13 protein-coding genes are annotated in these 15837 nt (G+C 65.8%); all 13 read right to left on the reverse strand.

Going from position 1 to position 15837, the window contains the following annotated elements; translation table 11 throughout:
- Window positions 1-6 precede the first annotated feature (6 nt).
- The 13 genes from WKW79_RS07380 to WKW79_RS07440 all read right to left on the reverse strand — a co-directional run bounded on the left by WKW79_RS07380 (window position 7) and on the right by WKW79_RS07440 (window position 15819).
- Entirely contained in the window at window positions 7-720 is a 714-nt protein-coding gene (locus tag WKW79_RS07380) for an MlaA family lipoprotein (RefSeq protein ID WP_340334443.1), read from the reverse strand.
- Between the two features lie 35 nt (window positions 721-755).
- Window positions 756-1244 carry an outer membrane lipid asymmetry maintenance protein MlaD gene (mlaD, locus tag WKW79_RS07385; RefSeq protein WP_340334444.1) on the reverse strand — a complete coding sequence of 163 codons (489 nt, stop codon included), beginning with the start codon at window positions 1242-1244 and terminating at the stop codon, window positions 756-758.
- A gap of 14 nt (window positions 1245-1258) precedes the next feature.
- A complete protein-coding gene (mlaE, locus tag WKW79_RS07390) occupies window positions 1259-2041 on the reverse strand; it encodes a lipid asymmetry maintenance ABC transporter permease subunit MlaE (protein WP_340334445.1) in 783 nt (260 codons plus the stop codon).
- Window positions 2038-2859 (reverse strand): ABC transporter ATP-binding protein, encoded by an 822-nt coding sequence (locus WKW79_RS07395; protein ID WP_340334446.1) that lies wholly within the window; start codon window positions 2857-2859, stop codon window positions 2038-2040. The genes mlaE and WKW79_RS07395 overlap by 4 nt, the downstream gene beginning before the upstream one ends.
- An 88-nt stretch (window positions 2860-2947) precedes the next feature.
- The gene (locus tag WKW79_RS07400; protein ID WP_340334447.1) at window positions 2948-4426 is read right to left on the reverse strand and encodes a glutamate synthase subunit beta; all 1479 of its coding nucleotides are present in this window, start codon (window positions 4424-4426) and stop codon (window positions 2948-2950) included.
- A 186-nt stretch (window positions 4427-4612) separates the two neighbouring features.
- The gene (locus WKW79_RS07405; protein WP_340334448.1) at window positions 4613-9352 is read right to left on the reverse strand and encodes a glutamate synthase-related protein; all 4740 of its coding nucleotides are present in this window, start codon (window positions 9350-9352) and stop codon (window positions 4613-4615) included.
- A gap of 184 nt (window positions 9353-9536) precedes the next feature.
- Window positions 9537-10238 carry a transposase gene (locus WKW79_RS07410; RefSeq protein ID WP_340334449.1) on the reverse strand — a complete coding sequence of 234 codons (702 nt, stop codon included), beginning with the start codon at window positions 10236-10238 and terminating at the stop codon, window positions 9537-9539.
- Between the two features lie 9 nt (window positions 10239-10247).
- Window positions 10248-11147, reverse strand: a complete 900-nt coding sequence (locus tag WKW79_RS07415; RefSeq protein ID WP_340334450.1) for a class I SAM-dependent methyltransferase — start codon at window positions 11145-11147, stop codon at window positions 10248-10250.
- Complete coding sequence (locus WKW79_RS07420; RefSeq protein WP_340334451.1) at window positions 11144-11704, reverse strand: DUF1415 domain-containing protein; 561 nt, start codon at window positions 11702-11704, stop codon at window positions 11144-11146. Before WKW79_RS07420 ends, WKW79_RS07415 begins: the two co-directional genes overlap by 4 nt.
- Window positions 11705-11723: 19 nt before the next feature.
- Window positions 11724-12947 carry an MFS transporter gene (locus tag WKW79_RS07425; RefSeq protein WP_340334452.1) on the reverse strand — a complete coding sequence of 408 codons (1224 nt, stop codon included), beginning with the start codon at window positions 12945-12947 and terminating at the stop codon, window positions 11724-11726.
- Window positions 12944-14080, reverse strand: a complete 1137-nt coding sequence (locus tag WKW79_RS07430; protein WP_340334453.1) for a deoxyguanosinetriphosphate triphosphohydrolase — start codon at window positions 14078-14080, stop codon at window positions 12944-12946. Before WKW79_RS07430 ends, WKW79_RS07425 begins: the two co-directional genes overlap by 4 nt.
- A 46-nt stretch (window positions 14081-14126) precedes the next feature.
- A complete protein-coding gene (gene aroB / locus WKW79_RS07435) occupies window positions 14127-15227 on the reverse strand; it encodes a 3-dehydroquinate synthase (RefSeq protein ID WP_340334454.1) in 1101 nt (366 codons plus the stop codon).
- Between the two features lie 31 nt (window positions 15228-15258).
- Window positions 15259-15819, reverse strand: coding sequence for a shikimate kinase (locus WKW79_RS07440; protein ID WP_340334455.1), 561 nt, complete (start codon window positions 15817-15819; stop codon window positions 15259-15261).
- Window positions 15820-15837 lie beyond the last annotated feature (18 nt).

A 15837-nucleotide genomic window follows, 5' to 3' on the forward strand; every position in this document is an offset into this window, starting at 1 on the left:
GTGTGATCAACGGCCGCCGCCGTCATCGTCCTTCTGCGGCTTGCCGTCATCCACGTCGGCCTGGCGGCGCTGGAGGTAGATATCGCGCATGAACGAATACTTGTCGAGCGCGGCCTCGCCCAGGAACTGGCTGGCGCGCAGGAACTGCGCGCGCGCGTCCACCACGCGCAGGATGTAGCTGATGTCGCGCGCCGCCACCGGCTTGATGGCCGCAACGCCGTCGCCATTGAGGTCCACGATCAGCGCCGCGGTATCGCGCACCGTCGATGGCCCGAGCACGGGCAGCATGACGAAGGGACCGGACGGCACGCCCCAGCGGCCCAGCGTCTGGCCGAAGTCTTCCTTGTGCCGCTCGATGCCGAGTTCGGTGGCCACGTCGAGGATGCCGCCCAGCCCGAACACGGTGTTGACGTTCAGCCGCATGAAGGTCTGGGCGCTGTTCTGCGCGCGCAACTGCATCACGCTGTTGGCGAAGTTCCAGACGTCGCCAATGTTGTTGAAGAAATTGCCGACGCCGGTCCGGACGGGCTGTGGCACCGCGGCGCGATAGGCCTTGGCCGTGGGGATGAGCACGTTTTCGTCGAGCGTGTCGTTGAAGCGGAAGACCGCACGGTTGACGGGCTCGAACGGATCGACCGGGTTGGAGGCCTGTGCGCCGGCGTGGCCGGCGATCAATGCGAAGCCGACGGCGGCGCCGGCCATGCGAATGCTTCGGGCCATTTTCCTGATGGCGCCGCGTGGGGAGGGACTGCGTTTCATTTCTTGCTGTTGTTGTTCTGCTGCGAACTGCCTTCGGCGGCCTTGCTGTAGAGGAACTGGCTGATCAGGTTCTCCAGCACGACGGCCGACTGCGTGGCCGTGATCGTGTCACCCGGCTGCAGGTTCTTTTCATCGGCGCCCGCCTCGATCCCGATGTATTGCTCGCCGAGCAAGCCACTGGTCAGGATCTTGAGCGAGCTGTCCTTCGGGAAACTGTAGCGGGATTGCAAGGCGAGCGTGACGCTGGCCTGGTAAGTCTTGTCATCGAAGGAAATGGACTCGACCCGGCCCACGACCACGCCTGCGCTCTTGATTGCGGTCTGCGGCTTGAGGCCGCCGATGTTGTCGAAGCGAGCCTTGATGGCATACGTCTTCTGGAAATTGAGGCTCAGAAGGTTGGCCGATTGCAAGGCGAGGAACAGCAATGCGGCCGCGCCGATCAGCACGAACAGGCCGACCCAGATGTCTTTGTTGGAGCGTTGCATGGTCGTCCCTCTACTCAAATGTTGAACATCATCGCGGTGAGCAGGAAATCCAGCCCCAGTACGGTGAGCGACGCCATCACCACGGTCCGTGTGGTGGCACGCGAGACGCCCTCGGGCGTCGGCTGGGCCTCGTAGCCCTGCAGCAATGCGATGAAAGTGACGGTGAAGCCGAACACGATGCTCTTGATGACGCCATTGCCGACGTCACGCCACACGTCCACGCCGCCCTGCATCTGGCCCCAGAAGGAGCCGGCATCGACGCCCAACATGACCACGCCGACGATGTAGCCGCCAATCACGCCGACCGCGCTGAACACCGCCGCCAGCAGCGGCATGGTGATGACACCGGCCCAGAAGCGCGGCGCGAGGATGCGCACCACGGGATCGACGGCCATCATCTCCATGGCGCTGAGTTGTTCGCCGGCCTTCATGAGGCCGATCTCGGCCGTGAGCGAGGTGCCTGCGCGGCCCGCGAACAGCAGCGCGGCCACGACCGGACCGAGTTCACGCACCAGGCCCAGTGCGACCAGCAGGCCAAGGGCTTCGGCCGATCCGTAGCGCTGCAAGGTGTAGTAGCCCTGCAGTCCCAGCACAAAGCCGACGAACAGGCCGGACACGGCAATGATCGCGAGCGAATAGTTGCCGAGGAAATGGATCTGGTCCCGCACCAAGCCGAATCGGCCAAAGGTCCGGGCGCCAGGGCCGAGCAGCCGCACGAACAGCCCGGCCGCATGGCCGATGTCGGCAAGCTTGCTTCGTACGGCGAAGCCGATGTCGGAGGGTCGCCACCAACTCATGCACGACCACCTTGCGAGTTGCCGAAGTCGTCCGCCACGCTCACGCCCGGGTAGTGAAAGCGAACCGGCCCGTCCGGCAACGCATTCACGAACTGGTGCACCAGCGGATCAGTGCTCTTGCGTACGTCCTCGGGCCGTCCCTGTGCGGCGATGCCGCCGTTGGCCAGCACGATCACGTGGTCGGCGATGCGGAATGTCTCTTCGAGGTCGTGCGACACGATGATGCTGGTCAGCCCCAGTGTGTCGTTCAATTGGCGGATCAGTCGTGCGGCAGTGCCGAGGGAGATCGGGTCGAGGCCGGCGAACGGCTCGTCGTACATGACGAGGTCCGGGTCGAGCGCGATCGCGCGGGCCAGCGCCACGCGCCGCGCCATGCCGCCCGACACCTCGCTCGGCATCAGGTCGCGCGCGCCGCGGAGCCCCACCGCGTCGAGCTTCATGAGCACGATGTCGCGCACCAGCGCCTCTGGCAGCTTCGTATGCTCGCGCAACGGAAAGGCCACGTTGTCCAGCACGCTCATGTCGGTGAACAAGGCGCCGAACTGGAACAGCATGCCCATGCGACGCCGCGCCGTGTACAGCGCGGCGGGCGCCATCTTGCCGACGTCCTGGCCATCGAACAGCACCTGGCCATGCTGCGCTCGCTGTTGTCCACCGACAAGGCGCAGCACGGTCGTCTTGCCGCCACCGGAGGCGCCCATGAGCGCGGTTACCTTGCCGCGTGGCACGCTGAAGGACACCCGGCTCAGGATGTCGCGCGCGCCATAGCCGAACGTGACGTCCTTGAATTCGACCAGTGGAGGGGATGTGGTGCTCATGAAACAGAAAAGCCGGGAACCCTTTCAGGCATCCCGGCTCAGCGGTCCCCCTATGATAAATGAACCAGGGGGTGGCCTTCCAACCGTGTCAACGTGGCAGGTCGCTGTACCCCATGAGGAACTCGTCCACCGCCCGCGCGCCTTGGCGCCCTTCGCGGATGGCCCAGACTACCAGCGACTGGCCGCGGCGGATATCGCCGGCTGCGAACACCTTGGGCACGTTGGTCGCATAGCCACCGGTGAATTCCACCGTGGCCTTGGCATTGCCGCGCGCATCCTTCTCGACGCCGAAGGCTTCCAGCACGCTCGCGACCGGGCTCACGAAGCCCATCGCCAGCAGCACCATGTCGGCCTTGAGCGTCTGCTCGCTGCCGGCGACCTCGACCATCTTGCCGTCCTTCCATTCGACGCGAACGGTCTTCAGGCCGGTGACCTTGCCCTTCTCGCCGATGAATTCCTTGGTCGAGATGGCGAACTCACGCTCGCAGCCCTCTTCGTGGCTGGAGCTGGTGCGCAACTTGATCGGCCAGTAGGGCCAGGTCAGCGGGCGGTTCTCTTCTTCCGGCGGCTGCGGCATCACCTCGAACTGCGTGACGCTGACGGCGCCGTGGCGGTTGCTGGTGCCCACGCAGTCGGAGCCGGTGTCGCCGCCGCCGATCACGATGACGTGCTTGCCGTCGGCGCGCAGTTGGCCCTTGACCTTGTCACCGGCGTTGATCTTGTTCTGCTGCGGCAGGAATTCCATCGCGAAATGGATGCCGTCGAGGTCACGGCCCGGCACCGGCAGGTCGCGCGACTGCTCGGCGCCGCCGGTCAGCAGCACCGCGTCGAATTCCTTGTCGAGCTGCTCGGGCGTGACGATTTCCTTGGCCCAGTTCGTGACCTTGGAGCCCTTGCCGAGCGGGTCCTTCGCAGCACCGACCATCACGCCGAGGCGGAAGGTCACACCCTCGGCCTTCATCTGCTCGACACGGCGATCGATGTGCGACTTCTCCATCTTGAAGTCGGGGATGCCGTAGCGCAGCAGGCCGCCGACGCGGTCGTTCTTCTCGAACAGCGTCACGTCATGGCCGACGCGCGCGAGTTGCTGCGCTGCCGCCATGCCGGCCGGGCCGGAGCCGACCACCGCGACCTTCTTGCCGGTCTTGTGCTTCGCCGGACGCGCCGCGACCCAGCCCTCGTCCCAGGCGCGGTCGATGATCGCGTGCTCGATCGACTTGATGCCGATGGCGTCGTCGTTCACGTTCAGCACGCAGGCTGCCTCGCAAGGCGCGGGGCAGATGCGGCCGGTGAACTCGGGGAAGTTATTGGTGGAGTCCAGCACCGCGAAGGCGCTTTGCCAGTCGTCGCGGTAGACCAGGTCGTTGAAGTCCGGAATGATGTTGTTGACCGGGCAGCCGCTGTTGCAGAACGGCGTGCCGCAGTCCATGCAGCGCGCGCCCTGGATCTTGGCTTGCGCCGGCGTCAGGCCGACGACGAATTCCTTGTAGTGCTTGACGCGCTCGTCGACAGGCTTGTAGCCCTCCTCGATGCGCTCATGCTCCATGAAGCCGGTGATTTTTCCCATCGTGAGTCCTTTTACACCCCCGTTGCTTGCTCACTTCGTGTAGCCGCCCCCCCCTCAAGGGGGCAACACCAACGGCCCGGCAAAGCCGGTTCCGTGGTGTTTCCCTAAGGGGTCGAAGCAGTTGCATCGGATGCAAGTCGCGGGGTTGTTTGTTTAGTTGATCTTCAAAAGCAGAAGCTGGAACAGTCAGACCTTGGCCGGCTTGCGCGTGGCATGCGGCTCCAGCCCGGCATGCGCATCGTTGCCGCTGCTGGCGAGTTCGACCTGGCGGTCGTGGATCTCGGCGAGGGCGCGCTTGTATTCGTTCGGGAACACCTTCACGAACTTGGTGCGCGCGGTCGGCCAGTCGTCCAGCAGTTCGCGGGCGCGCTTGCTGCCGGTCCAGCGGTGGTGGTCTTCCAGCAGCTTGCGCAGTTGCGCCTCGTCGGTCTGGCCGGTGTGCCAGATCTTCTTGTGCATGCTCGCGGTCTGCTCGGCGCTGGTCAGCACCTTGTCGAGCGAGACCATCGACAGGTTGCAGCGCGAGGCGAACTGGCCGTCCTCGTCATAGACGAAGGCCACGCCGCCGCTCATGCCGGCCGCGAAGTTGCGACCGGTCTTGCCCAGCACCGCGACCGTGCCGCCGGTCATGTATTCGCAACCGTGGTCGCCCGTGCCTTCGACCACCGCCGTCGCGCCCGACAGGCGCACAGCAAAGCGCTCGCCCGCCACGCCGCAGAAGTACGCTTCACCGGTGGTCGCGCCGTACATGACGGTGTTGCCCACGATGGTGTTGCGTGCCGCTTCGCCGCGGAAATCCAGGCTCGGGCGCACCACGATGCGGCCGCCCGACAGGCCCTTGCCGGTGTAGTCGTTGGCATCGCCGATCAGGTACAGCGTGATGCCGCGCGCCAGGAAGGCGCCGAAGGACTGGCCGCCCGTGCCTTCGAGCTGGATGCGGATGGAATCGTCCGGCAGGCCTTCCGGATGCACGCGGGTCAGCGCGCCCGACAGCTTGGCGCCGACGGTGCGGTTGACGTTGCGCGCCACCTCGATGAACTGCACCTTCTCGCCCTTGTCGATGGCCGCACGCGACTTCTCGATGAGCTTGGTGTCGAGGTTGTGCTCCAGGCCGTGGTCCTGGTTCTCGACATGGAAGCGCGGCACGTCGGCTGGCACTTCCGGCAGCGCGAACAGGCGGCTGAAGTCCAGCCCGCTGGCCTTCCAGTGCTGGATGCCCTTCTTCATGTCGAGCAGGTCGGCGCGGCCGATCATGTCGTCGAACTTGCGGATGCCCAGTTGCGCCATGATCTGGCGCACCTCCTCGGCGATGAAGAAGAAGTAGTTGACGACGTGTTCGGGCTTGCCGGAGAACTTCTTGCGCAGGATCGGGTCCTGCGTGGCCACGCCCACCGGGCAGGTGTTGAGGTGGCACTTGCGCATCATGATGCAGCCTTCGACGATCAGCGGCGCCGTGGCGAAGCCGAACTCGTCCGCGCCCAGCAGCGCGCCGATGGCGACGTCGCGGCCGGTCTTCATCTGGCCGTCGGCCTGCACGCGCACGCGGCCGCGCAAGCGGTTCAGCACCAGCGTCTGCTGGGTCTCGGCCAGGCCGATTTCCCACGGACCGCCCGCGTGCTTGATCGACGACCAGGGCGATGCGCCCGTTCCGCCGTCATGGCCCGCGATCACGATGTGGTCGCTCTTGCACTTGGTCACGCCCGCGGCCACTGTGCCCACGCCCACTTCGCTGACCAGCTTGGTGCTGATGCTGGCATGCGGCGCGACGTTCTTCAGGTCGTGGATGAGCTGTGCCAAATCCTCGATCGAGTAGATGTCGTGGTGCGGCGGCGGGCTGATGAGGCCCACGCCCGGCACCGAGTAACGCAGCGCGCCGATGTAGTTCGACACCTTGCCGCCGGGCAGCTGGCCGCCCTCGCCGGGCTTCGCGCCCTGTGCCATCTTGATCTGGATCTGGTCGGCCGAAGTCAGGTACTCGGCCGTGACGCCGAAGCGGCCGGACGCCACCTGCTTGATCTTCGAGCGCAGCGAATCGCCGGCCTTCAGCGGCAGGTCGACTTCCACGTTGGCTTCGCCCACGACGCTCTTGAGCGAATCACCGAGCTTGATCGGGATGCCCTTGAGTTCGTTGCGATAACGCGAAGGATCTTCACCGCCCTCACCCGTGTTGCTCTTGCCACCAATGCGGTTCATCGCCACGGCCAGCGTCGCATGCGCCTCGGTCGAGATCGAGCCGAGCGACATCGCGCCGGTGGCGAAGCGCTTGACGATCTCGGCCGCGGCTTCGACCTCCTCCACGGGAATCGCCTTGGCCGGATCGAGCTTGAACTCGAACAGGCCTCGCAGGGTCATGTGGCGACGGCTTTGGTCGTTGATGATCTGCGCGTATTCCTTGTAGGTGCTCCAGTTGTTGGCGCGCGTGCTGTGCTGCAGCTTGGCGATCGCGTCGGGCGTCCACATGTGGTCTTCTCCGCGGGTGCGCCAGGCGTATTCGCCGCCGGCGTCGAGCATGTGGGCCAGCACCGGGTCGTCGCTGAAGGCGGCGGCGTGGGTGCGCAGGGTTTCCTCGGCGATCTCGAACACGCCAATGCCCTCGACGCGGCTGGCCGTGCCGGTGAAGTACTTGTTGACGGTGTCGCTGTTCAGGCCGATGGCTTCGAACAGTTGGGCGCCGCAGTAGCTCATGTAGGTGCTCACGCCCATCTTGGACATGATCTTCGACAGGCCCTTGCCGATCGCCTTCACGTAGTTGTAGATCGCCTTGTCGGCCGACAGGTCGCCCGGCAGGTCGGCATGCATCGAGGCCAGCGTTTCCATCGCCAGGTAGGGGTGCACGGCTTCCGCGCCGTAGCCGGCCAGCACGCCGAAGTGATGCACTTCGCGGGCGCTGCCGGTCTCGACGACCAGGCCGGCCGTGGTGCGCAGACCTTCACGCACGAGATGCTGGTGGATCGCGCTCGACGCGAGCAAGGCCGGGATCGCCACGCGGGTCGCGCTCATGCCGCGGTCGCTGACGATCAGGATGTTGCTGCCGCCCTTGATCGCGTCAACGGCTTCAGCGCACAGCGAGGCCAGCTTGGCTTCGATGCCTTCGCGGCCCCAGTCGGCGGGGTAGCAGATGTCGAGCGTGCTGCTCTTGAACTTGCCCTGCGTGTGCTTCTCGATGTCGCGCAGCTTCGCCATGTCGGTGAAGTCGAGGATCGGCTGCGTGACTTCCAGCCGCATCGGCGGGTTGACCTGGTTGATGTCCAGCAGGTTCGGCTTGGGGCCGATGAAGCTGTTGAGCGACATCACGATCGCTTCGCGGATGGGGTCGATCGGCGGGTTCGTCACCTGCGCGAACATCTGGCGGAAGTAGTTGTAGAGCGTCTTGTTCTTGCTCGACAACACGGCCAGCGGGCTGTCGTTGCCCATCGAGCCGATGCCCTCTTCGCCAGCCTGCGCCATCGGGCTCATGAGGAACTTGATGTCTTCCTGCGTGTAGCCGAAAGCCTGCTGGCGGTCGAGCAGCGAGACGTCGCTGTCGAGCGCTTCTGCCTTCGGTGCCTTCACATCGTCGAGCTTGATGCGCAGGTTCTCGATCCACTGCTTGTAGGGCTTGGTGTTGACGACGTTGGCCTTGAGCTCCTCGTCGTCGATCATGCGGCCCTGTTCCAGGTCGATGAGGAACATCTTGCCGGGTTGCAGGCGCCACTTGCGCACGATCTTGTGCTCGGGCACGGGCAGCACGCCGGATTCCGAAGCCATGATGACCAGGTCGTCATCGGTCACGCAGTAGCGCGAGGGGCGCAGGCCGTTGCGGTCCAGCGTGGCGCCGATCTGGCGGCCGTCGGTGAACACGATCGAGGCCGGGCCGTCCCACGGTTCCATCATCGCGGCGTGGTATTCGTAGAAGGCGCGGCGGCGCTCGTCCATGTTGCCGTGCTGCTCCCACGGCTCGGGGATCATCATCATCACGGCCTGGCTGATCGGGTAGCCGGCCATGGTCATGAGTTCGAGGCAGTTGTCGAAGGTGGCGGTGTCGGACTGGCCGGCGAAGCTGATCGGATACAGCTTCTTGAGGTCGGCCGCGAGCACGGGCGAGGACATCACGCCTTCGCGGGCCAGCATCCAGTTGTAGTTGCCGCGCACCGTGTTGATTTCGCCGTTGTGGGCGACGTAGCGGTACGGGTGGGCCAGTGGCCACTTGGGGAACGTGTTGGTCGAGAAGCGTTGGTGCACCAGGCCCAGCGCCGAGACGCAACGCTCGTCCGACAGGTCCTTGTAGTACACGCCGACCTGGTCGGCCAGCAGCAGGCCCTTGTAGACCACCGTGCGGCTGGACATGCTCGGAACGTAGTATTCCTTGCTGTGCTTGAGCGCGAGGTTCTGGATGTTGGCGCTGGCGGTCTTGCGGATGACGTAGAGCTTGCGTTCCAGCGCGTCCTGCACGATCACGTCATTGCCGCGGCCGATGAAGACCTGGCGCAGGATGGGCTCCATCTTCTTGACGACGGGCGACATAGGCATGTCGCTGTCGACGGGGACGTCGCGCCAGCCGAGCAGCACCTGGCCTTCGGCCTTGATGGCGCGTTCCATTTCCTGCTCGCAGGCCATGCGCGAGGCATGTTCCTTGGGCAGGAAGATCATGCCGACGCCATACTCGCCATAAGGCGGGAGGTCCACGCCTTGCTTGGCCATTTCCTCGCGGTACAGCGCATCGGGAATCTGGATCAGGATGCCGGCGCCGTCGCCCATCAGCTTGTCGGCGCCCACGGCGCCGCGATGGTCGATGTTCTCGAGGATCTTGAGTGCTTGCGTGACGATGTCGTGGCGCTTTTCACCCTTGATGTGGGCAACGAAGCCGAGGCCGCATGCGTCATGTTCGTTGGCGGACGAATACAGTCCGTGTTCTTCCAGGTGCTTGATTTCTGCATCCGTGGTCATGGGCGCACTCCTTCTTCAATTTTTCGCGGGGGAAACGGAGAATATTGCATTGCACAAACAGTGCCAAGAACTTTAATGGGGGTCAGAGTCTTATTAATTGTCGAATTAGATAGTCAACTATTAATTGGGGACACATCAAATTCGATAGCACGGACCTGAGCGATCATGCGGCCATCACCCGAATTCAGCCGATTGATTTCAGCGTTTGTGGCCGTCTTCCGGCGCGTGCCTTTGTCACACGGCGCGGTGTGGCCGCTTGCAGTTTCTCGACGAACGCTGCGTCGCCCGCTGCCCAGCCTTGCAAAGTCGAATCGGTGAGCAGCATCAGGTCTCGCGCCGAGACCCCCGCGTGCACCAAATCAGCATAGGCCGCTTCGCGCGCGAACGGGGTGTTTCCCAGCGTCCAGTAAAGCGGGTGCGGCGTCAGCAGGCGATCGGTGCGCAAGCCTGCGTAGTGGTTGTGACTCGACCATGGATAGTCGCGCGCCTCCCGCGTCAGGCCATCGCGGACCGGATTCAGGTCGATATAGGCCATGCAGGGCAGCAAGTACCGGTCCGCCTGGATCAGCGTGGAGCGGTAGCGCCCTTCCCACAGGGTGCCGCTGCGCCCATGCCGATCGTTGAACCAGCGCACATAGCTGCGACCGACACCCTGCATGAACTTCGGCAACCCTTCCACGGTCGCGGGCGTGGCCAGCAGGTGGAAGTGGTTGTCCATGAGCACATAGGCATGCAGCGCCACGCCGAAGCGCGGCGCGTTCTCCGCGAAAAGGGCCAGCATGCGCTCGTGGTCCTCGGTGTCGAGGAAGATCGGCTGCCGGTTGTTGCCGCGCTGGATCACATGGTGCGGCTGGTCCGCGAGCGTCAGGCGGGGCAGGCGGGCCATGGCAGCGACTCAGGCGGGTGTGGCGACCGGCTCCGGCGATTGCGGGGCCTCGGGCAGCGGAAAACGCGTCGGCTGCAATGCATCGAGTCCAAATTGCGCCAGCAGCTCGCGCAGGCGCTGCGCCGCACTGGCCTTCCGATGGCCGGTGCGCTTCGCAATGATCAGCTCGTTCTTCATGCTGTGCTCCCAGCCCACCAATTCGGTCACCGTGACCTGGTAGCCGTGCGCCTCCAGCAGCAGGCAACGCAGTACGTTGGTGAGCTGGCTACCGATCTCGCGCGTATGCAACGGATGCCGCCACAGTTCAGCCAACGGGGTACGCGAAAGCGCAAGGGCCTTGCTCTCGCGCAGGCTGGCCGCCAGTTCGGCCTGGCAGCAGGGCACCAGCACCATGTAGCGCGCATTCTTCGCGAGGCCGAAGGCGATCGCATCGTCGGTGGCCGTGTCGCAGGCATGCAGCGCGGTGACCACATCGATCCGTTCGGGAAGTTCCGTCGAATGCGCCGACTCGGCCACGCTGAGGTTCAGGAAGGACATGCGATCGAAGCCGAGCTGCTTCGCCAACGCCTTCGACCTCGCGACCAGCTCGGCGCGGGTCTCGATCCCGTAGACATGTCCGCCGCCCAGCGCCTTGAAGAACAGGTCGTAGATGATGAAGCCCAGGTACGACTTGCCCGCGCCATGGTCGGCCAGCGTCGCGCCCGCGCCCTCGCCCGGCAGTTCGCGCAACAGCTTCTCGATGAACTGGAACAGGTGGTAGACCTGCTTGAGCTTGCGGCGCGAATCCTGGTTCAGCCGGCCCTCGCGCGTGAGGATGTGCAGTTCCTTCAGCAGTTCGATCGACTGGCCGGGACGGACGGCGTCGGCCAGTTCGGCCTCGGCCTTGAGCGCTTTCGCGGTGGCTTTCATGGTGTGGCCGCCCCGGGACCGACATCGAGCGCGGCCCAACCTTCGGTGCCGAGCTTCTCCAACGTTCCGATGTTGCGTTCGAAGATCTCCTCCGCTTCAGGGAAGGCATCGACCGCGCGGGTCACGCTGTCTTCGCGCAGCAGGTGCAAGGTCGGGTACGGCGCGCGATTCGTCGCGTTGCCGATGTCGTCGGGCTCCGTGCCGCCGAACTGGAATCGGGGATGGAAGGTTGCGAGTTGCAGCACGCCTTCGTAGCCGGCACGCGCCAGCCGGCGCTCGGCACGCGCCGTGAAGTCGTTGAAGTCGAGGAAGTCAGGCAAGGTGTTGGGCGCGATCAAAAGCGTAGTGTCGCGCACCGCGGCCACGTGCGCGACCAGCGCCGCCGCTTCGGACAAGAGCGCGTCGATCAATCCGCCCTCGCTCTCAGGCAGGTAGACCGCCCAGTGGATCTGCTCCTTGACGTGCACCGCCTTGGCAAACGGACAGAGATTGAGCCCGATCACCGCGCGCTCCAGCCAGCGGCGGGTGTCGGAGACGGCTTGTGCTTCATCGATCATCGCAGTCCTCCTGTCGACTTCATGCAGCCGCGCGCCGGGCCACGGCAGGCAGGCGCGAGGCCAGGGCGATACCCGCCATCGAGCAGGCCGCGGTCACCACCCACGTCCACTGCCAGCCACCCACGCGATGCGCGATCCAGGCGACCAGCGGCGGCGCGATGAATTGGCCCAGCGCCGAGGCCTGCTGCATCATGCCCACCGTCGTGGACACAGTGGAAGGCCCGGGCGCGAGGCGCACGGCGAGCATGAACAGCGTCGCCGGCACCGCGCCGCCGAACAGCGAAAAGACGCAGACCGCGGCATAGCGCAAGGCCGGCGGCAGAGCCGCCGCGTCGGCGCCCTGGCCCCATTGCGCAAAGGCAGCGATGCTACCCAGCGCCATGACGCCAAAGCCGATGCGCAACAGCCGCGCGGGCGCAAGACCCCGCTGCGACCATCGCCCGCCGACGACATTGCCGACGATGTTCATCGCCGCCGCGGTTGCGGTGAGCACGGCGCTCCATCCTGCGGGCACGCCGGCCTCCGCATAGATCGAGGGCAGGAATCCGATCACCGCCATCCACTGCGAGGAGTAAACGGCAAAGGCCAGCGCCACGAACCATGGCCCGGGCGCCGTGAGCGTGGTCGTCAGGCGATTGCGCCAGTCCGCCGCGACCGGACCGCGTCGGGCATCCGCCGGAACCACGCGGGCCACCCACAAGGCGGCGCCACCCGACAGCAGCGCGAGCACCCACCACCAGCCGGGCCAGCCCGCCCACGCGATAAGCCCGGGGCCGCACAGCAGTGCCAGGGCCACGCCCAGCGGCATGTAGGCACCCCACATGCCCATGACTGCCTTCTCGGCGCCGGGCGGGGTCATGGCACGGATGAGCCCCGGCGCCGGCATCACCGCGAGCAGGAATCCCAGGCCTTCGAGCGCACGCAACACCAGCAGCCAGACGACGACCCCAGGGGATACGAACTGGCCGGCGACACCACCCAGCAGGCTCGCCGCGGTCGTGATCGCGAGACCGATCAGCATGCTGCGCCGCAAGCCAATCACATCGGCCGCCAGCCCGACCACGAGACCCAGCGTCATGCCCGCCAGCTGGACCAGCGACAGCATGAAGCCCGCCTCCACCAGCGAGAGTCCCAGCGTGGCTTGCAAGGCGGGGATCGCTGGCGGCAGTTTGCCGAGGTGCAAGGCCACGCTCACGCCGGCGGCCACCACGGCGAGTGCGGCAATCGGCACGCGCACGGTCATCCAGCCCACCGCTTCCCTGTCAGCCGCTCATGCTCGCGCATCGCGAACCGGTCCGTCATGCCGGCGATGTAGTCGGCCACGGCGCGTTCCTTGTCGGTGCGTTCGGCGAAGGAATCGGGCATCTCCGCGGGCTTGTCGAGGTAGGCCGCGAACAGCCCGGCCACGACGCCCTTGGCCTGATCAGTCGTCTGCATGACCTGCGGGTGCCGATAGAGGTTGCGCAGCAGAAAGCGCTTGAGCGCGGCCGACTCGACCCGCATCGCATCGCTGAACAGCACCAGCGGCCCGCCGCGCCGCGCCACCTGGGCATCCGCAGGCGCGGCGGCGGCCAGGGCCGCGCGCGTGGTGTCGATCACGTCGTAAACCTGCGCGCTCAGCATGCGACGGATCGCCTCGTAGAGCACGCGGCGCCCCTGGAGATGCGGGTATTCGGCCAGCGCCTGCGCCCGATAGCGCTCGAACAGGCCGACCCCTGCCAGATCCTCGATGCGGATCAGCCCGGAGCGCACCCCATCATCGATGTCGTGCGCGTTGTAGGCGATTTCGTCGGCCAGGTTGCAGAGTTGCGCTTCCAGCGAGGGTTGCACGCGGTCGATAAACCGGCGGGCGACGCCATTGGGCTCCTGCCTTTCGAGCCGCTCCGCATTCACGCGCGAGCAGTGCTTGAGGATGCCCTCCCGCGTCTCGAAGCTCAGGTTGATGCCGTCGTACTGCGGATAGCGGTGCTCCAGTTCATCGACAACGCGCAGGCTCTGCAGGTTGTGCTCGAAGCCGCCGTGGTCCGCCATGCAGGCATCGAGCGCATCCTGGCCCGCGTGGCCGAAGGGCGTGTGGCCGAGGTCATGCGCCAGGGCAATGGCTTCGACCAGGTCTTCATTGAGCCCCAGCGCACGTGCAATGGAGCGCCCGAGTTGCGCCACCTCCAGAGAATGCGTGAGCCGCGTGCGGAACAGGTCACCTTCATGATTCAGGAAGACCTGCGTCTTGTAGACCAGGCGGCGGAAGGCGGTCGAATGGACGATGCGGTCACGGTCACGCTGGAAGGCGTTGCGCGTGGGCGCCGCTGGTTCCGGATAGCGCCGGCCACGCGAATGCGCGGGATCGCAGGCATAGCGGGCAAGCGACGGCGTCATTCCGCTTCAGGGGCGAGGCAAGCAACGCCTGGGATGGGGAACAGCTTCAGCCTTGGCAGCACTGTGCCAGCACTTCCCGCACCAAGGCTTCGGGTGCGGCGCGCATGACGGCGGAGCCGGGCCGGTCCAGCAGCACGAAGCGGATCTCGCCGCCCTCGGACTTCTTGTCCACGCGCATTAGTTCCAGGTAGCGCTCCGCTCCCAGGGCTGGCCCGACGGTGGGCAGGCCGGCGCGTTCGATGAGCCGCATTAGCCTCGCCACGTAGGCCGCATCCACGCCACCCAGGCGCTGCGACAGGTGCGCCGCCATCACCATGCCGCAACCCACGGCCTCGCCGTGCAGCCACTCCCCGTACCCGAGGCCCGATTCGATCGCATGGCCGAAGGTATGGCCGAAGTTGAGGATGGCGCGCAGCCCCGATTCACGTTCGTCCTGGCCCACCACCTCGGCCTTGATCTCGCAACTGCGCTTCACCGCATGGGCCAGCGCTGCACCGTCACGGGCCACCAGCGCATCGATGTGGGCTTCGATCCAATCGAAGAACGCCATGTCGTAGATCGGCCCGTACTTGATGACCTCGGCCAGGCCTGCGCTCAGTTCGCGCGGCGGCAGCGTCTTCAGCGTGCCCAGGTCGCACAGCACCAGTTGCGGCTGGTAGAAGGCGCCGATCATGTTCTTGCCGAGCGGATGGTTGATGGCCGTCTTGCCACCGACCGAGGAGTCGACTTGCGCCAGCAGCGTCGTCGGCACCTGGACGAAAGGCACGCCGCGCATGTAGCTGGCCGCGGCGAACCCGGTCATGTCGCCCACCACGCCGCCGCCCAGCGCGAACAACACGGTCTTGCGGTCGCAACCATGGCCGAGCAGCGCGTCGAAGATCAGGTTGAGCGTGGGCCAGTCCTTGTAGACCTCGCCGTCGGGCAATTCCAGCAGGTGCACCGCGCGGAATCGCGGCGCCAGAACGGCGCGCAGGCGCTGTGCATACAGGGGCGCCACCGTCGTATTGCTGACGATCAGCGCGCTGGCCGACGCCGGCAGGCCGGCATGGTGCGACGCATCGTCGAGCAGGTCGTCGCCAATCAGGATTTGGTAGCTGCGGTCGCCGAGGTCAATCTCGACGCGTTCCAGGGTCGCGGTCAAAGGCATCCCGCGAGTTTAGGCGCTGGTGACTGCCGGATCAGGCGTGAGGGTCAACCGATGGAAGTTCAGGTGGTGCCGGTGGAACCACGATGCCCGCCAGTTCCAGCTGCATCACGATGATGTTGACCAGCATCGCCACCGAGGGCCGTCCGGTTTCCACGATGTCGTGCGCGGTCTCCCGGTACAGCGGATCCCGGGTGCCGTGCAGTTCGCGCAGGCGCCCCAGCGGATCGGCCACCTGCAGCAACGGACGCTTCACGTCGTGGCGCAGCCGCCGAAACAGGTCTTCCGGCGAGGAGCGCAGGTAGATCACATGGAATTGGGTGCGCAGCATGGCCCGGTTGGCCTCGCGCAGCACCGAGCCGCCGCCCGTGGCCACCACGCCGGTGGCGGTCTGGGCCAGGTCGGCGATGACCTGCTGCTCGATGTCGCGAAAGCTGGCCTCGCCTTCACGCTCGAAGTAATCGCGGATCGAGCAGCCGATGCGCTGCTCGATCACGTTGTCACTGTCGATGAAAGGCAATTGCAGGCGCTGCCCCAAGCGCCTGCCCACTGCGGATTTTCCGGCGCCGGGCAAGCCGACGAGTGCGACCGCCATGCGGTTCAGCAACGGCCG

It is taken from the genome of Variovorax robiniae (genome assembly GCF_037889955.1).
GTDB classification, from domain to species: Bacteria; Pseudomonadota; Gammaproteobacteria; order Burkholderiales; family Burkholderiaceae_C; genus Variovorax; species Variovorax robiniae.

What these genes read in the sequence shown, in the direction of transcription:
- WKW79_RS07430 (WP_340334453.1), bottom strand. Translation starts at nt 14,080, where the DNA reads ATGACGCCGTCGCTTGCCCGCTATGCCTGCGATCCCGCGCATTCGCGT.
- aroB (WP_340334454.1), bottom strand. Translation starts at nt 15,227, where the DNA reads ATGCCTTTGACCGCGACCCTGGAACGCGTCGAGATTGACCTCGGCGAC.
- WKW79_RS07415 (WP_340334450.1), bottom strand. Translation starts at nt 11,147, where the DNA reads ATGAAAGCCACCGCGAAAGCGCTCAAGGCCGAGGCCGAACTGGCCGAC.
- WKW79_RS07410 (WP_340334449.1), bottom strand. Translation starts at nt 10,238, where the DNA reads ATGGCCCGCCTGCCCCGCCTGACGCTCGCGGACCAGCCGCACCATGTG.
- WKW79_RS07440 (WP_340334455.1), bottom strand. Translation starts at nt 15,819, where the DNA reads ATGGCGGTCGCACTCGTCGGCTTGCCCGGCGCCGGAAAATCCGCAGTG.
- WKW79_RS07420 (WP_340334451.1), bottom strand. Translation starts at nt 11,704, where the DNA reads ATGATCGATGAAGCACAAGCCGTCTCCGACACCCGCCGCTGGCTGGAG.
- mlaD (WP_340334444.1), bottom strand. Translation starts at nt 1,244, where the DNA reads ATGCAACGCTCCAACAAAGACATCTGGGTCGGCCTGTTCGTGCTGATC.
- mlaE (WP_340334445.1), bottom strand. Translation starts at nt 2,041, where the DNA reads ATGAGTTGGTGGCGACCCTCCGACATCGGCTTCGCCGTACGAAGCAAG.
- WKW79_RS07380 (WP_340334443.1), bottom strand. Translation starts at nt 720, where the DNA reads ATGGCCCGAAGCATTCGCATGGCCGGCGCCGCCGTCGGCTTCGCATTG.
- WKW79_RS07400 (WP_340334447.1), bottom strand. Translation starts at nt 4,426, where the DNA reads ATGGGAAAAATCACCGGCTTCATGGAGCATGAGCGCATCGAGGAGGGC.
- WKW79_RS07405 (WP_340334448.1), bottom strand. Translation starts at nt 9,352, where the DNA reads ATGACCACGGATGCAGAAATCAAGCACCTGGAAGAACACGGACTGTAT.
- WKW79_RS07395 (WP_340334446.1), bottom strand. Translation starts at nt 2,859, where the DNA reads ATGAGCACCACATCCCCTCCACTGGTCGAATTCAAGGACGTCACGTTC.
- WKW79_RS07425 (WP_340334452.1), bottom strand. Translation starts at nt 12,947, where the DNA reads ATGACCGTGCGCGTGCCGATTGCCGCACTCGCCGTGGTGGCCGCCGGC.